The 18,813-nt window shown below is 69.6% G+C and carries 21 protein-coding genes; 10 read left to right on the top strand and 11 right to left on the bottom strand.

Annotated features, from left to right (window positions below; all coding sequences use genetic code 11):
* The 5 genes from K3769_RS12095 to K3769_RS12075 form a co-directional block, all read right to left on the bottom strand.
* Positions 1-721 (bottom strand): dihydrodipicolinate synthase family protein (locus K3769_RS12095; RefSeq protein WP_267026444.1); only part of this gene is annotated, 721 nt, incomplete at its 3' end.
* A complete protein-coding gene (locus tag K3769_RS12090; RefSeq protein ID WP_267026443.1) occupies positions 718-1,782 on the bottom strand; it encodes an oligopeptide/dipeptide ABC transporter ATP-binding protein in 1,065 nt (354 codons plus the stop codon). The genes K3769_RS12095 and K3769_RS12090, both read right to left, overlap by 4 nt.
* Before the next feature lies 1 nt (position 1,783).
* Complete coding sequence (locus K3769_RS12085; protein WP_267031334.1) at positions 1,784-3,802, bottom strand: dipeptide/oligopeptide/nickel ABC transporter permease/ATP-binding protein; 2,019 nt, start codon at positions 3,800-3,802, stop codon at positions 1,784-1,786.
* On the bottom strand, positions 3,802-4,764 hold the full coding sequence (locus K3769_RS12080) for an ABC transporter permease (RefSeq protein ID WP_267026442.1): 963 nt from the start codon (positions 4,762-4,764) through the stop codon (positions 3,802-3,804). Before K3769_RS12080 ends, K3769_RS12085 begins: the two co-directional genes overlap by 1 nt.
* Before the next feature lie 102 nt (positions 4,765-4,866).
* Complete coding sequence (locus K3769_RS12075; protein ID WP_267026441.1) at positions 4,867-6,495, bottom strand: ABC transporter substrate-binding protein; 1,629 nt, start codon at positions 6,493-6,495, stop codon at positions 4,867-4,869.
* Positions 6,496-6,695: 200 nt separating this feature from the next.
* On the opposite strand from K3769_RS12075, the gene K3769_RS12070 reads away from it, so the two are divergent.
* From K3769_RS12070 to K3769_RS12060, 3 genes are all read left to right on the top strand, one after another.
* Positions 6,696-7,196, top strand: coding sequence for a protein-tyrosine phosphatase family protein (locus K3769_RS12070; protein WP_267026440.1), 501 nt, complete (start codon positions 6,696-6,698; stop codon positions 7,194-7,196).
* A gap of 180 nt (positions 7,197-7,376) precedes the next feature.
* Positions 7,377-7,604: a hypothetical protein gene (locus tag K3769_RS12065; RefSeq protein WP_267026439.1), complete on the top strand. Its 228-nt coding sequence runs from the start codon at positions 7,377-7,379 to the stop codon at positions 7,602-7,604.
* Positions 7,605-7,734: 130 nt separating this feature from the next.
* Entirely contained in the window at positions 7,735-8,496 is a 762-nt protein-coding gene (locus K3769_RS12060) for a DUF2637 domain-containing protein (protein WP_267026438.1), read from the top strand.
* Between the two features lie 15 nt (positions 8,497-8,511).
* Here the strand turns inward: K3769_RS12060 and K3769_RS12055 are convergent, their stop codons facing one another.
* Positions 8,512-8,868 (bottom strand): DUF397 domain-containing protein, encoded by a 357-nt coding sequence (locus tag K3769_RS12055; protein ID WP_267026437.1) that lies wholly within the window; start codon positions 8,866-8,868, stop codon positions 8,512-8,514.
* A complete protein-coding gene (locus K3769_RS12050; protein WP_267026436.1) occupies positions 8,850-9,683 on the bottom strand; it encodes a helix-turn-helix domain-containing protein in 834 nt (277 codons plus the stop codon). The genes K3769_RS12055 and K3769_RS12050 overlap by 19 nt, the downstream gene beginning before the upstream one ends.
* Positions 9,684-9,798: 115 nt before the next feature.
* Here K3769_RS12050 and K3769_RS12045 point away from each other — a divergent pair, with 115 nt between their 5' ends.
* Genes K3769_RS12045 through K3769_RS12030 form a run of 4 tightly spaced genes read left to right on the top strand, consistent with a single transcriptional unit; the run spans position 9,799 to position 11,933 of the window.
* Positions 9,799-10,026: a hypothetical protein gene (locus K3769_RS12045; RefSeq protein WP_267026435.1), complete on the top strand. Its 228-nt coding sequence runs from the start codon at positions 9,799-9,801 to the stop codon at positions 10,024-10,026.
* On the top strand, positions 10,023-10,238 hold the full coding sequence (locus K3769_RS12040) for a hypothetical protein (protein ID WP_267026434.1): 216 nt from the start codon (positions 10,023-10,025) through the stop codon (positions 10,236-10,238). Before K3769_RS12045 ends, K3769_RS12040 begins: the two co-directional genes overlap by 4 nt.
* A gap of 46 nt (positions 10,239-10,284) precedes the next feature.
* Entirely contained in the window at positions 10,285-11,037 is a 753-nt protein-coding gene (gene recO / locus K3769_RS12035) for a DNA repair protein RecO (RefSeq protein WP_267026433.1), read from the top strand.
* 44 nt (positions 11,038-11,081) lie between these two features.
* Positions 11,082-11,933 (top strand): isoprenyl transferase, encoded by an 852-nt coding sequence (locus K3769_RS12030; RefSeq protein ID WP_267026432.1) that lies wholly within the window; start codon positions 11,082-11,084, stop codon positions 11,931-11,933.
* Between the two features lie 175 nt (positions 11,934-12,108).
* On the opposite strand, the gene K3769_RS12025 is transcribed toward K3769_RS12030, so the two are convergent.
* Genes K3769_RS12025 through K3769_RS12010 form a run of 4 tightly spaced genes read right to left on the bottom strand, consistent with a single transcriptional unit; the run spans position 12,109 to position 15,363 of the window.
* Complete coding sequence (locus K3769_RS12025; protein ID WP_267026431.1) at positions 12,109-12,531, bottom strand: Fur family transcriptional regulator; 423 nt, start codon at positions 12,529-12,531, stop codon at positions 12,109-12,111.
* A gap of 59 nt (positions 12,532-12,590) precedes the next feature.
* On the bottom strand, positions 12,591-13,499 hold the full coding sequence (locus K3769_RS12020; protein ID WP_267031333.1) for a metal ABC transporter permease: 909 nt from the start codon (positions 13,497-13,499) through the stop codon (positions 12,591-12,593).
* 23 nt (positions 13,500-13,522) lie between these two features.
* Positions 13,523-14,323, bottom strand: a complete 801-nt coding sequence (locus K3769_RS12015; RefSeq protein ID WP_267026430.1) for a metal ABC transporter ATP-binding protein — start codon at positions 14,321-14,323, stop codon at positions 13,523-13,525.
* A 59-nt stretch (positions 14,324-14,382) separates the two neighbouring features.
* Entirely contained in the window at positions 14,383-15,363 is a 981-nt protein-coding gene (locus tag K3769_RS12010; RefSeq protein WP_267026429.1) for a metal ABC transporter substrate-binding protein, read from the bottom strand.
* Between the two features lie 218 nt (positions 15,364-15,581).
* On the opposite strand from K3769_RS12010, the gene K3769_RS12005 reads away from it, so the two are divergent.
* The 3 genes from K3769_RS12005 (at position 15,582) to K3769_RS11995 (ending at position 18,805) form a co-directional block, all read left to right on the top strand.
* Positions 15,582-16,964: a glycine--tRNA ligase gene (locus K3769_RS12005; protein ID WP_267026428.1), complete on the top strand. Its 1,383-nt coding sequence runs from the start codon at positions 15,582-15,584 to the stop codon at positions 16,962-16,964.
* Positions 16,965-17,190: 226 nt separating this feature from the next.
* Positions 17,191-18,195, top strand: a complete 1,005-nt coding sequence (locus K3769_RS12000) for an aldo/keto reductase (protein WP_267026427.1) — start codon at positions 17,191-17,193, stop codon at positions 18,193-18,195.
* Positions 18,196-18,220: 25 nt separating this feature from the next.
* The gene (locus tag K3769_RS11995) at positions 18,221-18,805 is read left to right on the top strand and encodes a TetR/AcrR family transcriptional regulator (protein WP_267026426.1); all 585 of its coding nucleotides are present in this window, start codon (positions 18,221-18,223) and stop codon (positions 18,803-18,805) included.
* The last annotated feature ends 8 nt before the right edge of the window (positions 18,806-18,813 follow it).

The raw sequence follows: 18,813 nt of genomic DNA, 5'->3' as shown, positions 1-18,813 counted from the left end.
CCGGGCCAGCGCCCACTCCCCCTCCCCGGCACAGCCGGTACAGCCGCGCGTACCCGGCGGGGTCGACGTTCGCCAGCCCCGGCACCGCCCCGTCCGCCCCCATCGCCAGCGCGGCGTCGACGACCAGCTCGGACCCCGTCAGCACGCTGAAACCGGTGATGCCGGCGTGCGCGCGGGCCCCCGTCACGACCGCCCGGAATCCGCCCAGGTCCCCGCTGGAGTCCTTGAGCCCCGCCAGTGTCCCGTCGGCGGCCAGTTCGAGGACCAGTTCGGCGCTGAGCTTGGAGTGGACGGCGACCGGCAGGTCGTATCCGAGGACCGGCACCGGCGAACGCGCGGCGACCAGCCGGTAGTGGCGGGCGATCTCCGCCGGATGGGTGCGCGTGTAGAAGGGCGCCGTCACGACCACCGCGTCGGCGCCCGCGTCCGTGACGTACCGGACGTGGTCGAGGACGCGCGGGGTCGTCATGTCGATGGCCCCGGCGAGGACGGGCACCCCGCCCGCCACATGGCCGACGACGGTCTCGACGACCAGCCGACGTTGACGGTCCGGCAAGTACGCCGCCTCGGAGGACGTGCCGAGGACGAACAGGCCGTCCACCCCGCCCTCCAGCAGATGGTCGACCAGTCGGAGCAGTGAGGGGACGTCCACCTCGCCGTCCGGTGTCAGGGGCGTGCAGACGGGCGGTACGACACCGGTCAGCGGGGCGGGAAGGGTCATCGAGGCTCCTTCGGGAGATCGGCCGGAGTGCGCGTGACCGCCTGCGCGACCAGGTCCCGGGTCGACAGGCCGTCCTCCACAGGATGGTGGCAGCGGAAGCGGTGCCCCGGCGTCGACGCGGCCGAGAAATCCGGCATGGACGCGGCGCACACCGCGTCCGCCCGCCAGCAGCGGGTGCGGAAGGGGCAGCCGCTCGGCGGGCGGGTGGCCGACGGGACGGGGCCGACGAGCGGGATCGGGTCGATGGGGTCGAGGAGGCCGGGCGTCGCCGAGAAGAGGGCGCGGGTGTACGGGTGCCGGGAGCGGTCGGTCACCTCGTCGGCCGGGGACTCCTCGACGATCCGGCCGAGATACATCGTGATGACGCGGTCGCTCATCCTCCGTACGGTCTGGATGTCGTGCGAGACGAAGACCAGCGCCAGGCCGAGCCGTTCCTTCAGATCGAGGAGGAGGTTGAGGATCTGGGCGCGCACCGAGACGTCCAGCGCGCTGGTCGGTTCGTCGGCGACCACCAGGTCCGGGTCGAGGGCCAGGGCCCGCGCGATGGCGACCCGTTGGCGCTGACCGCCGGAGAGCTGGCCCGGCAGGCCGTCCGCCAGCGCCTTGGGGAGGCCCACCAGGGACATCAACTCGCGCACGCGGTTCTCGCGTTGTGCGGGCGTGCCCCGTTTGTGCACGTCCAGCGGGTCGCGGAGGATCTGCCGTACCGTCAGCCGGCGGTTCAGGGCCGTCGACGGATCCTGGAAGATCATGCCGATGCCCGCGCCCACCGTCGTCCGGCGCAGCGCCGGGGCCATCGTCCACAGGTCGCCGCCCCGCAAAGACACCGTCCCGGAGGTCGGCCTCTGCACGCCCACCAGGACCTTGGCGAGCGTCGACTTGCCGCAGCCGGACTCGCCGACGACGCCCACCGTCTCGCCGGGCGCGATGGTGAGGCCGGCGCCGGTAAGGGCGTACACGCGGTCGCGGGAGAACAGGCCGCCGGTGCGCGCCTTGTGGACGACGTGCACGTCGGTCAGCTCCACGAGGGGGCTGGTGAGGGGGCCGGCTGGTCCGCTCATGTCATGGCCTCGCTTCTGTGGGTCCGGCCGGGGGCGTGATCTGCGCGGTGGCCGTCGCCAGGGGGATCGCGGGGTGGTGGCAGGCGACCTCGTGGCGTCCGGGCGGGCCCGTCAGACGCGGGGCCGTCGTGCGGCAGACGTCCGTCGCCATCGGGCAGCGGTCGGCGAACCGGCAGCCCGCAGGGAAGTCCGCCGGGGACGGCACGACCCCCTTGATCTGCGTCATGCGCTCCGCCGCCGACTCCAGCGACAGGACGCTGCCGAGGAGGCCGCGCGTGTAGTGGTGGGACGGCGACTCCACGAGGTCCGCCGTCACACCCGACTCGACGATCTGGCCGCCGTACATCACGACCACCCGGTCGGTGACGTCCGCGACGAGCGCCAGGTCGTGCGAGACGAGGACGAGCGCGAAGTCCAGCTCGGTCCGCAGACGCAGCAGCAGCTCCATGATCTGCGCCTGCACGGTGACGTCGAGGGCGGTCGTCGGTTCGTCGGCGACGATCAGCTTCGGGTCGCGGGAGAGGGCCATCGCGATCAGTACGCGCTGGCGCTGGCCGCCGGACAGTTCGTGCGGGTAGCTGCGCAGGGTGCGGTCCGGGTCGAGGCCGACCAGTTCGAGGAGTTCGGCGCCCGTGCGGGTGCCGCCCCTTCTGATCACCTGTCTGAGCTGGGCACGGACAGTCATCGCGGGGTTCAGCGACGACAGGGCGTCCTGGTAGATCATCGCCATCTCGTGGCCGAGGAGTTTGCGCCGTACGCTCATCGGCTCCCCGACCAACTGCCGCTGGTCGAAACGGACATGGCCACGGACCCGGGCGCCCTTCGGCTCCAGGCCCATCACCGTGAGCGCGGTCAGCGACTTGCCGCAGCCGGACTCGCCGACCAGCCCGAGGACTTCACCGGGCTGTACGTCGAAGCTGATGCCGTCGACGATGTCCACACCGCCGTGGCGGGCATCGAAACCGATGGCCAGGTTCTCGACGCTCAGCACCGGCCGCTGCCCCTGGGGCAGGGGGCGGGCCCGGCCGCGCAGCCGCTGGGCCGCCTCGGTCAGGCCCGGCAGCTCCAGGACCTTCCCGCTGCCGGGTTCGGGCGTCTCCAGCCGGTCCTGCGCCTCCCGGGCGGGCACCTCGCGGGCCGCGGGCGCCGCCCACGCGTCCGAGACGCCCTCGGAGAGGATGTTCAGGGACAGCACGGTGACCAGCATCAGCAGGCCCGGGAACACGGTCGCCCACCAGCCGCCGGTCAGCACCATGTTCTTGCCGTCCGCGATGACACTGCCCCAGGACGGGTCGGGCGGCCGTACGCCCGCGCCGATGAAGGACAGCGACGCCTCGAAGACGATCGCCTCGGCGACCTGCACCGTGCAGAAGACCAGCACCGGGGCGGCGCAGTTGACGGCCACGTGCCGCCACACGATGTGCGGGGTGCGCGCCCCGATGACCCGCTCGGCGGTCACGTAGTCCTCGCCGTACTGGGCCATCACGTTGGCCCGTACGACCCGGGCCATCGGGGGCATGTACAGGAACGCGATCGCGCCGATGAGGATCGGGATGCCGCCGCCGAACACCGCGACGAAGACGGCCGCGAGCGCGATGCCGGGGAAGGCCATGACGATGTCCAGGCCGCGCATCAGCGTCTCGTCGAGGGCCTTGCGGGAGGTCGCCGCGAGCGCGCCGACGACCGCGCCCACGACCAGCGCGAGCGCGGTGGCGCCGAGGCCGATGGCGAGGGACCAGCGGGCCCCGTACATCAGCCGGCTGAGGATGTCCCGGCCCAGGCTGTCCTGCCCCATCCAGTGCTCGGCGGAGGGGGCGCCCTCGCCGTTCCCGTGATCCACCAGGGGGAACTGTTCGAGCGGGTCGTGCGGGGCGATGAGCGGGGCCAGCAGGGCGGTGAGGACGACGACCGCGATGACGACGACGGCGATCCGGGAGATCAGGGGCAGCCGGGTGAACCCCTTGAGGCGGAGGCCGGGCAGGGAGAGCGCGTCGGTGAGCCGCTTGCGGTACATCAGCATCATGCCTCGGCACTCCTCAGACGCGGGTTGACCAGCAGATAGAGGATGTCGATGACGAGGTTCACGACGACGAACCCGAAGGCGATCGTCAGGACGCCGCCCTGCACGACGGCCGGATCACCGTTCTTCACGGCGTCGATCATGAGCTTTCCCATCCCCGGCAGGTTGAAGATCGTCTCGATGACGACCGCCCCGCCGAGCAGATAGCCGACGCGCAGACCGAGCACGGTCAGCGGGTTCATCAGGGCGTTGCGCAGGACGTTCCGGCCGACGACGACCACCGGGGGCAGCCCGCTGCCGATCGCCGTCCGTACGTAGTCCCGGTCCAGCTCCTCCACCACGGCCGTGCGGACGATCCGGGTGAGCTGGGCGGCGACCGGCAGGGAGAGGGCCAGCGCGGGCAGTGTCATGGTCCTCAGCCAGCCGGTGAACGAGTCGGCCGGGTTGATGTAGCCGCTGGTCGGGAACCAGCCCGCGTCCACGGCGAGGTACTGGATCATCAGCAGCGCCAGCCAGAAGCCGGGCGCGGCGACGCCGGTCAGTGACACGACCCGGATCAGCTGGTCGGGGAGGCGGTCGCGGTAGATCGCGGCGGTGACCCCGCCGAGCAGTGCCAGGACCACCGCGATGCCCAGGCCGAGGAAGGTCAGCTGCATGGTGAGGGGCAGCGCGGTGGTGACCTGGTCGACGACCGGCGCCCTGGTGAGCGCGCTGACCCCCATGTCGCCCCGGAGCAGATCCCCGACGAAGTCGAAGTACCGCACGAGGAAGGGGTCCAGCAGTCCGTTGCGCTCCCTGAAGTCGTGCAGTTGCCGCTCGGTCGGGTTCGCGCCCTGGAAGTACGCGGACGCCGGATCGCTGTCCGAGAACCGCATCACGACGAACACGAACATGATGATCCCGAGCACCAACGGAACAAGCAGAACGATCCGCCGGATCAAGATTCTGACGACCGCGACCACGAGTAAGCCTCTCCTCGCCCCAACTGGCTGTGCCTTTTGTCCTTAGGGGCGCGGGGAACCGCGCGCCCAGCCACAGCCGGCCCGCACCCTCCAGGCAACCCCTTAAGCCCACTTCGCCTGGAGCACATTTATCCCCGGATAAGGCTGAGCACGAATCCCCGTGAGCTCCCCGGAATCCCACGCGGTCATCAGCTCGTTGTGCACCACCGGATAGATCACCGCGTTCTCGGCGACGACGTCGATGTAGTCCTGAGTCATCGTCTTCTTCTTCTCGGCGTCCGGCTCACGCGTGGCCTGATCCATCTGTTTGAAGAGATCCTTGGCCACGGACGTGTTCTCCCACCGCGCATACCGCATCCAGGTGTTTCCGGGCCCGTAGTTGTAATGCATGATCAGATCCGCGTCGAGCCCGAACTGATTCGGATTGGACGCCGCCGCGACGACCTGGAAGTCCTTCTTCTGGTCGAGCTTCGTGAAGAGCGCGGCCGTCTCCTGGGGCTCCAGCGTCGTCTCGACGCCGATCGCGTCCCAGGACGCCTTGACGGTCGGCAGGCAGTCCACGATCCAGCTCACGTTGACCGCCATCAGCGTGACCTTCAGCCCGCTGACCCCGGCGGCCTTCAGCAGTGCCTTCGCCTTGTCCGGGTCGTGGTCGTAGACGGGCTTCGCCCTGCGGTACGTCGGATTGCCCTCGTCGAGGAACGAGGAGGCCGCCTTTCCGTGCCCGCGCAGCGCGGCCCGGATCATTTCCTCCTTGTCGATCGCGTAATGCAGCGCCTGCCGCACCCGTACGTCGTCGAACGGTTTGTGGGCGGTGTTGAAGAGGAGGAACAGATGGTTCATTCCCGCCCCGCCCTCGACCTTCAGACCGCCCTTCTCCAACTGGGCGATATTGGCGTACGGGATGTTGTCCGAGATCTGCGCTCCCGCGCTCGAACCGGAGATCTTCGCGACCCGGGGCGCGGCGTCCACTATCGTCAGCCAGTTCATCTTCTTGAACGCGGCCTTTCGCGGCCCGTTGTAGTCGGCGAACGCGGCGAAGGTGGTGTTGGACTTCGGGTGATGGGCGGTCTGCCGGTACGGGCCCGAGCCGACCGCCTTTCCGGTCGTCGCCTCGTCCAGAGCACCGGCCTTTCCGAACACGTGCTTCGGCATGATCTTCGCGAGCGTGAGCCGCTGTGCCCCGTCGGGGAACGGGAACCTGAGAATCAGCTCCACGGAGGTGTCGTCGACCTTCTTCACCTCCTTCAGCCAGGACGCGAAGAAGTTCTTGGCGAGGGTCGTCGTCCTCGGATCCAGTACGCGCTCATAGGTGAAGACCACGTCGTCGGCGGTGACGGGCTGCCCGTCGTGCCACTTCGCGCCCTCCCGCAGCGTGAACCTCCAGGTGGTCGCCCGCAGATCCGCCGGGATGGCGGTCGCCAGCGCCGCGTAGGGCTCACGGCTGATCGGGTCGGTGTCGAGCAGGCCCTCGTAGATGTGGTGGTTGCCGGCCATCGCGAAGGCCGAGGCCGTCATCAGCGGGTCCCAGCTCTGGTCGTTGCCGTAACCGATCACCGCGGTGAGCGTCCGGTCGGCGCCCTCGCCCCCGCCGCCCGACTCGTTCGTGGACTCCGGTCCCGAGGAGCAGGCGGAGAGCGTGGAGGTGATCGTGGCGGCGGCGCCCAGTGCGCCGGAGTACTTCAGGAACGAACGGCGGTGCAGCGCCGGTGCGGGGGTCGCGTCGCGCACGGTTCCTCCAGCAAGGAGTGGGAGATACGACGTCCTACGTCATAGGTGCAGCGTGACCATAAGAGGGGTGATGGGGGCGGTCAAGGGAACACGCACGAGGGCCCGCGCCGCCACAGGTGCGACCAATGTCGCCCGCTGTTCCGGTCGCTGTTCCGGGCGCGCGGGTATGCGTTGTCAGTGGCGGGTGGCAGGCTGCGGTGATGAGTGAACCTGTTGAGGGCCGGGCCGGTTGGGGCGAGGGGACACGGGGGGTGCTCCGGTTGCCGTCCGGGCGGCTGGTGCGGGGCCGAGGACTGCGCAACGACCTCGATCCCGCGGTGGTCCTTCCGACGTACGGCGTCTACCTCCTCGGCAAGGAGCCGCCCGAACTCCCGTGGGAGACCAGGTGGTTGCGGTGGCCCGACTTCCGGCTGCCTGCGGACCGGGTTCAGGCGCGGGAGGTGCTGACGGACATCTGGGAGCGGGCCACGGACCCCGCCCAGCGCGTCGAGGTCGCCTGCGGGGGCGGCCGTGGGCGGACGGGCACGGCCCTGGCCTGTCTCGCGGTCCTCGACGGCGTGCCGCCCGAGGAGGCCGTGCGGTTCGTACGACGCCACTACGACCGGCACGCCGTGGAGACGCCGTGGCAGCGGAGGTACGTACGGAGGTTCGGGGGAGCGGACGGCACGGACGGCACCGCCCTGTATGAAAATCCCCGGTAGCACAACCTTTTCTTCGGGTGGCGCGGAGTCTGAATTAAGAATTCTGTGGCAATGCTTTTGGTGGCTTTATGCTCACCCCTTTGCCGCGCAACCGAGTAAGGGTTGCTGCGTTAGCGACGTATGAAAAAATCAAAGCCGGTCGATGCGGCACCTGCGGTTCGCACGGGGCGTGAAAACGCCATGGGAAGCCCTGCGGTGGTGATGGGGCGGTACATCTTCACCCCGGCCGTCGCCTATTCCTCACCAGGTGCCCGGGGCACTCTGCACGGGGACGGAAAACCGGTCGAGCTGTATGTAACCGAGCCACTGCTGGGTGAATTCCTGGAATGCCTGAACAGGGCGCAGAGCGACCTCGACCGACGATGGGGCGCCCGCGAGCACTCCCACGGGAACGTGGCCCGTGTCTGACCGGGGCAGGCATTCCATGGATGACTACGCTGATTTCTTCGTACCAGGTGACTATTCCGGTACCCGGCAGGCCGGGGCCGGCGGCGGGCGCCACCGGGGGCCTGTCGACACGGGGTATGCCGGGTCTCCCGTGAACCCGCTCGACTCCGCCTGGGACCCGGTCGAGGAGATGACCTACCTCCTCCAGGACGCCGTCCAGGGTGCCGTTCAGGACGGCGTGCCGCCGGAGCAGGGCGTGACCGTGCCGCGGCCCCGGGGGGAGAGCGCGCCCACCGTCTCCCTCACCGGTGACCCGATGGACAACCTCGCCACCATCACCGCCGAACTGCCGGCCATCAGATCCCATCCTGCGGGGCACCGGAAGGTGCGAGTCCGCAAGATGCGCTTCACCTGGCTGCAGACCGTGAGCTTCCTGATCGCCGCGCTCGCCGCCGCGGTCGTGTCCATGGTGAGCGTCTTCGGCGGGATCGTGTCCTACATCCCCCTGCGCCACGTCGCGTTCCTCACGCAGAGCGGTACGGCGGTGTGGTGGCCCCTGCTGGTCTACGGGCCGTGGACGGTGGCCTCGCTCTCCGTGCTGCGGGCCGCGCTGCACCAGCGGCGGGCCGCGCACTCCTGGGCCGTGGTCCTGCTGTTCTCCTCGGTCGCGATGGCGCTCTGCGCGGCGCAGGCCGAGCGGTCGTTCACGGGTATCGCGGCGGCGGTCCTGCCGGCCGTGGCGGCGCTGGCCTGCTTCCAGCAGCTGGTCCGCCAGATCACGATGACGCGGCCAGCCCAGCAGAGTCTGCCGCGGCACCGGCTGTTCACCAGCACGGCGCCGCGGACGGTCCTGCCGGCCCCGGCCCCGGACCCGGCGGCCCCGCCCGCGCCGGACGGCGCCGCCGCGCAGTGAGAGGGGGGCCGGGCGTCAGCGCGCCACGGCCCCGATGAACTCCGCCCAGGCGCGGGGCCCGATGAGGAGGACGGGTCCCGCGAGGGTCTTGCTGTCCCGCACGGGGATGACGCCGGAGGCGGCGTCGGCTACCTCGACGCAGTCCTCGCCGCCGTCACCACCGCTGTGGGTGCTTTTGCGCCAGCGGGCGGCGCCGATGAAGTCGTAGGCGACTTCGACGCACTCGCCGCCGTTGTCGTCGCTGTAGCTGCTCTTGCGCCAGCGGGCCGCGCCGATGAAGTCGTGGGCTACCTCGACGCAGTCTTCGCCGCCGCTGCCGCCGCTGTAGGTGCTTTTGCGCCACTGGGCGGCGCTCAGGTCGTACTCCCGCATTGTGTATGGTCCTCTGCCGCCGACTGGATCAGGGCCAGGGACGCCTCCAGTGAGAGAGCGGCGGCCCTGATGAGATCGTAAGACGATTGGGTTCGCTTCACCACAGCCGGTTCGTCCAGCAGGTTTCCCGAAAGAACCGCCTCTGTATAGACAGTTGGTGGGGCGTCCTCGAACTCCATGAGCTTCATCATCTTGCCCATCTCCCGGTGTGCTCCCGCCGCGAACGGCAGTACCTGCAGCAGCACCTTGCGTTCCCGCGCGAGCGTCAGGATGTGGTCCAGCTGGTGGGCCATGACCTTCGGGCCGCCCACCGCGACGCGCAGGACCGTCTCGTGGAGGACCACCCAATACAGGGGCCTTGTAGCGTCCTTGAGGAGCCGCGTCCGGTCCATGCGTCCCCTGAGCAGCTCCTCGATGTAACCGTCCGGCGCCAGCGGGTTGCCCGCCAGGAACACCGCCTGCGCGTACTCCCGCGTCTGCAGGAGCCCGGGGACCACCGTGGGGGCGTACTCGCTGATCTCTGTGGCCAGCCGCTCCAGCTCCACCACGTGTGCGAAGTACTCGGTGTAGGGCTGATCCTTGATGAGTTTCTGCCACAGCCGCTCGAAAAAGCCGGCGGTTTGTAGGATCTCGTCGATTCGGGTCGCCACATCAAGCTGTGGCTTGCGAATCGCCTGTTCGAATTGGCCGATGTAGCCGCCCGACACGAAAACGCGATTACCCAACTCCGCCTGCGTCAGCCCGGCGTCCTCACGCCGTCTCTTCAGCTCTGTTCCGAAGAACTCCCAAGCCGCTTGCCGTGAACCATTGGCCATGGAAAAACCCCTCTGCTGCACCGCCGTTGCTGAGCGTGCGGGTCTTCCGAAGTCTAGGCAGCAGATGCCACGGTGTAGACGGAAAGCGTGAAACCCGAAAGGGAAGGGGAACACCGTGAGGTCTGCCCAGCAAGCAACCGACGCACGGCATTCGACGGTCTGCGTCGAACAAGCGGAGGAAACGGTGAAGGAATTGCGCGAAGCGCTCGCGACCGCAGGAATTAAGTTGCCGACACTCCGGCTCGACCCGGTGACTTTGGCGCGGGAGGCGCCGTGCCCCCTCGTGGAACTGGGCCGGTGTTCCGTCGAGACGGCGGCCCGGCTCGCGGCGGTGCTCCGGTGAGGCCGCACATCGGGACGTACGTCGTCGACACCAGGACCGGGCGGGTGGGCAGAGTGATGGGCCACGAAGGACCGTACGTACAACTGCGCCCGTACGGCGGCGGCCGGGAATGGGACTGCCTCCCGGACGCCGTCCGCGGGGCCACCATGGCGGAACGCCTCAGCGCGGCGACCGCGTACGCCAACGCCCGCAGCCGGGGCGAGGTCCCTTGAAAGGACCCCGGCCGCACCCGCCGCCGCCGTACGCGAGAATGGGGCCATGAGCCTGTTCCGCGACGACGGCATCGTGCTGCGCACCCAGAAGCTGGGTGAGGCGGACCGGATCATCACGCTGCTCACGCGCGGTCACGGACGGGTACGGGCCGTGGCCCGCGGGGTGCGCCGGACCAAGTCGAAGTTCGGGGCCCGCCTCGAACCCTTCTCCCACGTCGATGTGCAGTTCTTCGCGCGCGGGAGCGAGCTGATCGGCCGCGGGCTGCCCCTGTGCACGCAGAGCGAGACGATCTCGCCGTACGGCGGCGGGATCGTCACCGACTACGCCCGCTACACCGCCGGGACGGCCATGCTGGAGACGGCCGAGCGGTTCACGGACCACGAGGGCGAGCCCGCCGTCCAGCAGTACCTGCTGCTCGTGGGCGGCCTGCGCACCCTCGCGCAGGGCGAGCACGAGCCGCACCTCATCCTCGACGCGTTCCTGCTGCGCTCCCTCGCCGTGAACGGGTACGCGCCCAGCTTCAACGACTGCGCGAAGTGCGGCATGCCCGGACCGAACCGCTTCTTCTCGGTCGCCGCGGGAGGGTCCGTCTGCGTCGACTGCCGGGTGCCCGGCAGCGTCGTACCCTCGGCGGGGGCCCTCGAACTGCTCGGCGCGCTGCTGACGGGGGACTGGGCGCACGCGGACGCGTGCGAGCCGCGGTACGTCAGGGAGGGCAGCGGCCTGGTGTCGGCCTACCTGCACTGGCACCTGGAGCGCGGCCTGCGCTCGCTGCGGTACGTCGAGAAAAGCACGTGATCAGCGACAACTTGCTGTACGAGATCTGAGGAGACGAGAAGCAGATGGTGGTACGCGGGATCCTGGGGCGCCAGCGCCGCGAGTACAAGACGCCGGAGCCGCACCCGTCCGGTGCCCGCGCGCCCAAGCTCCCCGGCGAGCTGATCCCGAACCACGTGGCGTGCGTGATGGACGGGAACGGACGCTGGGCCAAGGAGCGCGGGCTGCCGCGCACCGAGGGGCACCGGGTGGGGGAGGGCGTCGTCATGGACGTCCTCAAGGGCTGCCTTGAGCTGGGCGTCAAGAACCTCTCGCTGTACGCCTTCTCCACGGAGAACTGGAAGCGGTCGCCCGAGGAGGTCCGCTTCCTGATGAACTTCAACAAGGACGTCATCCGGCGCCGGCGCGACGAGATGAACGACCTCGGGATCCGGATCCGGTGGGTCGGGCGGATGCCGAAGCTGTGGAAGTCCGTCGTGCAGGAGCTCCAGGTCGCGCAGGAGCAGACGCAGGACAACGACGCGATGACCTTGTACTTCTGCGTGAACTACGGGGGACGGGCGGAGCTGGCCGACGCGGCGAAGGCGATGGCGCTCGATGTCGCCGCGGGGAAGCTGGACCCGGACAAGGTCGGTGAGAAGACCATCCAGAAGTACCTGTACTACCCGGACATGCCGGATGTGGACCTGTTCCTTCGCCCGAGCGGCGAACAGCGGACGTCCAACTACTTGATCTGGCAGTCCAGTTACGCGGAGATGGTCTTCCAGGACGTGCTGTGGCCGGACTTCGACCGGCGGGACATGTGGCGGGCGTGCGTGGAGTACGCGTCGCGGGACCGGCGTTTCGGGGGGGCGGTCCCGAACGAGGATCTGCTCGCCATGGAGGCGGACATGAGGGGCCGCCCGGACGCGGGCTGAGCTTCAAAGACTGCGCCGTTCCCCGCGCCCCTAGGTTTCCAGGGGCGCGGGGAACGGCGCAGTCTTTGGCGCTTGCCCCTGCCGGGCCGCGGTCGGGGGCTTTTAGGGGCGCGGGGAACGGCGCAATCGTTGGCCCCAGCCCCGCCGGGGTGCAAGCCAGGGCTCAGCCCGAGGTTCACACCCCTTGGCCGCGCGCAGCGCACTCCGCGCAGGTGCCGAAGATCTCCACCGTGTGGGCGACGTTGACGTAGCCGTGCTCCGCCGCGATCGCCTCCGCCCACTTCTCCACCGCGGGTCCCTCGACCTCCACGGCCTTGCCGCACACCCGGCACACCAGGTGATGGTGGTGGTCCCCGCTCGCGCAGCGGCGGTACACCGACTCACCGTCGGACGTGCGCAGCACATCCACCTCGCCCGCGTCCGCGAGCGACTGCAGCGTGCGGTACACCGTCGTGAGCCCGACGGAATCGCCCTTGTGCTTGAGCATGTCGTGCAGATCCTGCGCACTGCGGAACTCGTCCACCTCGTCGAGCGCCGCCGCCACGGCGGCACGCTGGCGGGTGGAACGGCCCCGAACGGGCGGTCCAGCGGTCGTCACCGTTGCCTCCAAACGTCTGCGGCTTGCCGGGCCATTGTGCCAGCCCGAGCTGGGCGCGGTCAGACGCCGACCTTGCCGGTCGGTGTGCGGGTGCCGGGAATGGCACACTCCGCCGGGTCCCCGCCTTCCCGTGCCGCCGCCTGCGCGGCGGCCCGTGCCCGCCGCCTGGCCAGCGGCGTCGCCGCCACCGCGAGGAACAGGAACGCCCCGATGGTCAGCAGCACGATCGTCGCGCCGGGCGGTACGTCCTGGTAGTACGACGTCACCGTGCCGCCGATCGTCACGCTGACGCCGATCGCCACCGAGATCGCGAACGTGGCGGCGAAACTCCGGCTGAGCTGCTGAGCGGCGGCCACCGGGACCACCATCAGCGCGGAGACCAGGAGCAGGCCGACCACGCGCATGGCGACCGTGACGGTGACGGCGGCCGTGATGGCCGTGAGGAGGTTCAGGGCGCGGACGGGCAGCCCCGTCACCCGCGCGAACTCCTCGTCCTGGCTCACCGCGAACAGCTGCCGCCGCAGCCCGATCGTGACGAGGACGACGAAGGCGGCCAGCAGGCAGATCGCCGTCACGTCCTCCTCCGACACCGTGGAGAGCGAGCCGAAGAGGTACGAGGTCAGGTTGGCGTTGGAGCCGCCGGGTGCGAGGTTGATGAGCATCACACCGCCCGCCATGCCCCCGTAGAAGAGCATCGCCAGCGCGATGTCGCCGCGCGTCTTCCCGTACCAGCGGATCAGTTCCATGAGGACCGCGCCCAGTACGGAGACGGCGGTCGCCATCCAGACCGGGGACCAGGAGAGCAGGAAGCCGAGGCCGACGCCGGTCATCGCGACATGGCCGATGCCGTCGCCCAGCAGGGCCTGGCGGCGCTGGACCAGGTAGATGCCGACCGCGGGCGCGGTGATGCCGACGAGGACGGCCGCGAGCAGGGCCCGCCGCATGAAGGCGTAATCGAGGATCTCGATGTTCATGGCGAGGTTCATGGCGGTCAGCTCAGCAGTCCTGTGCGGAGGGGTTCGGCGTCGTGGGCCGCGTGGGGGTGGACGTGGTCGTGGCCGGGCAGGGCGTGCTGGCCGAGCGCCCGCGGGGGCGGGCCGTCGTGCAGGACGCAGCCGTCGCGCAGCACGACCGCGCGGTCGATCAGCGGCTCCAGCGGGCCCAGTTCGTGCAGGACGAGGAGGACGGAGGTGCCTGCCGCGACCTGCTCCCGCAGGGTCGCGGCCAGGACCTCCTGGCTCGCCAGGTCCACGCCCGCCATCGGCTCGTCCATGATCAGCAGTTCCGGTACGGAGGCCAGCGCGCGGGCGATGAGCACGCGCTGGTGCTGGCCGCCGGAGAGGGCGTCCACGGAGTCCTTGGCGCGGTCGGCGAGGCCCACCAGCTCCAGGGCGTGCCGTACGGCCTCGCGGTCGGCCTTGCGCAGGACGCCGAAGCGGGCGCGGGACAGTCGCCCGGAGGACACCACCTCGGTCACCGTGGCGGGCACCCCGCCGGCGGCGGTCGTGCGCTGCGGTACGTAGCCCACGCGCGCCCAGTCGCGGAAGCGGCGCCGGGGTGTGCCGAACAGTTCGATCTCGCCGCCCGTGACCGGGACCTGGCCGATGACCGTGCGGATGGCGGTCGACTTGCCGGAGCCGTTGGCGCCGAGCAGCGCGACGACCTCACCGTGGTGCACGGTGAGGTCGATGCCGCGCAGGACGGGGCGTGAGCCGAGTTCGGCCGTCACACCGCGCAGCGAGATGACGGGCGGGTGCGGGGTGGCGGCCGGTGTGCCGGGCTCGTTGGTCATGCCGACGTCCTCCGGGGACTGCTGAGGCTGGGACTGATCATGTAGCTGTCATTTCGCGGTCACTTCGCTCCCAGGGCCGTCTGCAGGGCCTTGAGGTTGGCGTCCATGACCTGGATGTAGTCGTCGCCCCTGGACTTCTCGGTGATGCCCTCGATCGGGTCGAGCACATCGGTCCTGAGGTCCGCGTCCGCGGCGATGGTCTTGGCGGTCTTGTCGCTGACGAGGGTCTCGTAGAAGACGGTGGAGACGCCGTCGGCCTTCGCCATCTTCTCAAGGTCCTTGACGCGGTTGGCGCTGGGTTCGCTCTCCGGGTCCAGGCCGTTGATGGCCTCCTCGGTGAGGCCGTAGCGCTCGGCGAGGTAGCCGAAGGCCGCGTGGGTGGTGATGAAGACCTTGGTCTTCGTGTTCTTGAGGCCGGCCTCGAAGCGGGTGTCGAGCCCGTCCAGCTTCTTCACCAGGGCCGCGGTGTTCTTCTTGTACGTCGCGGCGTTGTCCGGGTCGGCCTTCTCGAAGGCCTTGCCCACTCCTTCGGCGACCTCGGCGTACTTCACGGGGTCGAGCCAGATGTGCGGGTCGAGGCCGGAGCCCTCCTCGGCCTCGTGGCCGTGCTCGTCGCCCTCGTCGTCGTGCTCGGCCGCGTGGCCGCCGACCTCGTTGCCGTGCTTCTCCAGGGTGGTGAGGGTGGCCGCGTCGACCTTCGCCTTCACCTCGGACTGGCCTATCGCCTCGTCGACGGAGGGCTGGAGGTCCTTCAGGTAGAGGGCCACGTCCGACTCCTGGAGCTGCGCGGTCTGCTTGGCGCTGATCTCCAGGTCGTGCGGCTCCTGGCCGGGCTCGGTCAGGGTGCTCACGCTGACGTGGTCCCCGCCTATCTCCTCGGCGAGGAACTGCAGGGGGTAGAACGACGCCACGACGTCGAGCTTGCCGCCCGCGCCGTCGGCCGCGCTGGAGTCGGACGAGCAGGCGGAGAGCGAGCCGAGGGCGAGGGCGGTGGCCGCCGCGAGCACGGTCGTGGATATGTGGCGTCGTCGTACGTTCATGACAGTCATTTTCAGCTGTTGTGGAAACGATTGTCAATAACGTGACCTGTGATCTGGACTTCATCCCGGTATGCGAGGGGTGTGCCGGTGGGCGGAGGGCCGGTGTCCGGCCCGTACCCCAACCGATTTGATCCGAGGGGCGGGGCCGCCGGTAATCTGAGGCATTCGCTCTGAAGCAATCGCTGTGAAGCGCCCGTCGTCGTAATGAAGAGAGCACCGTGGCCGCCGACAAGATCGACTCCATCGTCAGCCTGAGCAAGCGCCGTGGCTTCGTCTATCCGTGCAGTGAGATCTACGGCGGCCAGCGGGCCGCCTGGGACTACGGGCCGCTGGGTGTCGAGCTCAAGGAGAACATCAAGCGTCAGTGGTGGCGCTACATGGTGACGTCGCGCGAGGACGTCGTCGGCCTCGACTCCTCCGTGATCCTGGCGACCGAGGTCTGGGTGGCCTCCGGTCACGTCGCCACGTTCTCCGACCCGTTGACCGAGTGCACCTCGTGTCACAAGCGCTACCGCGCCGACCACCTGGAGGAGGCGTACGAGGCGAAGCACAACCGCCTCCCCGAGAACGGGCTCGCCGACCTCAACTGCCCCAACTGCGGCAACAAGGGCACGTTCACCGAGCCCAAGCAGTTCTCCGGCCTGCTCTCCACGCACCTCGGCCCCACGCAGGACAGCGGCTCCGTCGCCTACCTGCGCCCCGAGACCGCGCAGGGCATCTTCACCAACTTCGCCCAGGTGCAGCAGACCTCGCGCAAGAAGCCGCCGTTCGGCATCGCGCAGATGGGCAAGTCCTTCCGCAACGAGATCACGCCCGGCAACTTCATCTTCCGCACCCGCGAGTTCGAGCAGATGGAGATGGAGTTCTTCGTCAAGCCGGGCGAGGACGAGAAGTGGCAGGAGTTCTGGATGCAGGAGCGCTGGAACTGGTACACCGGCCTCGGTCTCCGCGAGGAGAACATGCGCTGGTACGACCACCCGGCCGAGAAGCTCTCGCACTACTCCAAGCGCACCGCCGACATCGAGTACCGCTTCCAGTTCGGCGGCAGCGAGTGGGGTGAGCTGGAGGGCGTCGCCAACCGCACGGACTACGACCTGTCCGCGCACTCCAAGGCCTCCGGCCAGGACCTGTCCTACTTCGACCAGGAGGCCGGCGAGCGCTGGACCCCGTACGTCATCGAGCCCGCGGCCGGTGTCGGCCGCGCGATGCTGGCGTTCCTCCTGGACGCGTACGTCGAGGACGAGGCGCCCAACGCCAAGGGCAAGATGGAGAAGCGGACCGTCCTGCGGCTCGACCCGCGGCTCGCGCCGGTGAAGGTGGCCGTGCTGCCGCTCTCCCGCAACCCGGAGCTGTCCCCGAAGGCGAAGGGTCTGGCGACCGCCCTGCGGCAGAACTGGAACATCGACTTCGACGACGCCGGGGCGATCGGCCGGCGTTACCGTCGACAGGACGAGATCGGTACGCCGTTCTGTGTGACCGTCGACTTCGACACGCTCGACGACAACGCGGTGACCGTGCGTGAGCGGGACACGATGAAGCAGGAGCGCGTGTCGCTCGACCAGATCGAGGGGTACCTGGCCAGCCGGCTGGTCGGTTGCTAGTCGCTCCGCGAAGGGTGCGGGCGGTTCAAGGATTGCGCCGTTCCCCGCGCCCCTAGGTGGTGGGCCCTGGCCCCCTCTCGTATGCGAGAGGGGGCCAGGGCTTTTTTTGGTCACCTCTGGTGTGACAGCTGACAGATATTGAAATCTGTCAGCTGTCATGTCAAGGTAGGCGTGCTACTTCGTTTGATGACGTCTACGTCTACCTCTACGTGTCGGGAGATTTCTGATGCTCAGTCGCACCCTTGGAACCACCGGTCCGCAGGTCTCCGCTCTCGGGCTCGGATGCATGGGGATGTCCGCGCTCTACGGGGACGCCGATCGGGGGGAGGCCGTCGCCACCATCCACGCCGCGCTCGAAGCGGGGGTCACGCTGCTCGACACCGGTGACTTCTACGGCATGGGGCACAACGAGATGCTGATCGGTGAGGCGCTGCGCGGCGCCCCTGCCGCACGGCGCGAACAGGCCCTCGTCAGCGTGAAGTTCGGTGCCCTGCGCGACCCGGACGGCGCCTGGTCCGGCTACGACGGGCGGCCCGCCGCGGTCCACAACTTCGCGGCGTACTCGCTCCAGCGGCTCGGCGTCGACCACATCGACGTCTACCGGATCGCGCGCGTCGACCCGGACGTCCCCATCGAGGAGACCGTCGGCGCGATCGCCGAACTCGTCGAGAAGGGGTACGTACGGCACATCGGCCTGAGCGAGGTCGGGGCCGCGACCGTCCGCCGGGCCGCCGCCACCGCCCCGATCTCGGACCTGCAGATCGAGTACTCCCTCATCTCCCGCGGCATCGAGGCCGAGATCCTGCCCACCGCCCGTGAACTGGGCATCGGCGTCACCGCGTACGGCGTGCTGTCCCGCGGCCTGATCTCCGGGCACTTCACGCCCGACCGGCAGCTCTCCACGGGCGACTTCCGTGCCCACAGCCCCCGCTTCCAGGGCGACAACCTCCGCCACAACCTGGACCTCGTAGAGGCGCTGCGCAAGACCGCCGAGCAGAAGGGCGCGTCCGTCGCGCAGATCGCCATCGCCTGGGTGCTGTCGCGCGGGGAGGACATCGTGCCGCTGGTGGGCGCCCGGACCCGCGAGCGGCTGACGGAGGCGCTCGGCGCGCTCGACGCGGGCCTCGACGCCGCCGACCTCGCCGCGATCGAGGAAGCCGTCCCGGCCGGCTCGGCGGCCGGCGACCGCTACCCGTCCGCGCAGATGGCACACCTCGACAGCGAGCGCTGACGACACCGCCGGTACGGTCATCACCATGGCGACCACCGAGATCCTGACCGCCGAGCGCATCCTTGAGGTGACCGAGGAGGTGCTGCGCCGCCACGGCCCCGCGAAGGCCACCGTGGTGGACGTGGCCCGCGCGCTCGGCGTCAGCCACGGCAGCGTCTACCGGCACTTCCGTACGAAGGCGGCGCTGCGGGAGGCGGTCACGAAGCGCTGGCTGGACCGTACGTCGGCCGTCCTCGAAGACATCGTGGCGCAGGACCGTGACCCGGAGGCCCGGCTGCGCGACTGGCTCGCGGCCCTGTTCACCGCCAAGCGCCGCAAGGCGGGCGACGACCCCGAGCTGTTCGCCACGTACATGGTGCTGACCGCGGAGAGCGGCGAGGCGGTCGGGGAGCACATCGCCGCTCTCACCGGTCAGCTGACGGCGATCATCGGGTCCGGCGTCGACTCCGGCGCCTTCGCCGTCGCCGACCCCGCCGTCTCCGCCCTCGCCCTCTTTCAGGCCACGGACCGCTTCCACGACCCGTGCCACGCCCGCGAGTGGGAACAGCCCGGCATCGAGGGCGAGTTCGAGGCCGTGGTGGACCTGGTGGTGCGGGGCCTGAGGGCCTGAGCGACCCC

Origin of the sequence: Streptomyces ortus (assembly GCF_026341275.1) — a bacterium.
Classification (GTDB): domain Bacteria; phylum Actinomycetota; class Actinomycetes; order Streptomycetales; family Streptomycetaceae; genus Streptomyces; species Streptomyces ortus.
This window is presented reverse-complemented; position numbering and strand designations above follow the sequence as displayed.

What these genes read in the sequence shown, in the direction of transcription:
- K3769_RS12090 (WP_267026443.1), bottom strand. Translation starts at nt 1,782, where the DNA reads ATGAGCGGACCAGCCGGCCCCCTCACCAGCCCCCTCGTGGAGCTGACC.
- K3769_RS12085 (WP_267031334.1), bottom strand. Translation starts at nt 3,802, where the DNA reads ATGCTGATGTACCGCAAGCGGCTCACCGACGCGCTCTCCCTGCCCGGC.
- K3769_RS12070 (WP_267026440.1), top strand. Translation starts at nt 6,696, where the DNA reads ATGAGTGAACCTGTTGAGGGCCGGGCCGGTTGGGGCGAGGGGACACGG.
- K3769_RS12065 (WP_267026439.1), top strand. Translation starts at nt 7,377, where the DNA reads ATGGGAAGCCCTGCGGTGGTGATGGGGCGGTACATCTTCACCCCGGCC.
- K3769_RS12055 (WP_267026437.1), bottom strand. Translation starts at nt 8,868, where the DNA reads ATGCGGGAGTACGACCTGAGCGCCGCCCAGTGGCGCAAAAGCACCTAC.
- K3769_RS12050 (WP_267026436.1), bottom strand. Translation starts at nt 9,683, where the DNA reads ATGGCCAATGGTTCACGGCAAGCGGCTTGGGAGTTCTTCGGAACAGAG.
- recO (WP_267026433.1), top strand. Translation starts at nt 10,285, where the DNA reads ATGAGCCTGTTCCGCGACGACGGCATCGTGCTGCGCACCCAGAAGCTG.
- K3769_RS12030 (WP_267026432.1), top strand. Translation starts at nt 11,082, where the DNA reads ATGGTGGTACGCGGGATCCTGGGGCGCCAGCGCCGCGAGTACAAGACG.
- K3769_RS12015 (WP_267026430.1), bottom strand. Translation starts at nt 14,323, where the DNA reads ATGACCAACGAGCCCGGCACACCGGCCGCCACCCCGCACCCGCCCGTC.
- K3769_RS12010 (WP_267026429.1), bottom strand. Translation starts at nt 15,363, where the DNA reads ATGAACGTACGACGACGCCACATATCCACGACCGTGCTCGCGGCGGCC.
- K3769_RS12000 (WP_267026427.1), top strand. Translation starts at nt 17,191, where the DNA reads ATGCTCAGTCGCACCCTTGGAACCACCGGTCCGCAGGTCTCCGCTCTC.
- K3769_RS11995 (WP_267026426.1), top strand. Translation starts at nt 18,221, where the DNA reads ATGGCGACCACCGAGATCCTGACCGCCGAGCGCATCCTTGAGGTGACC.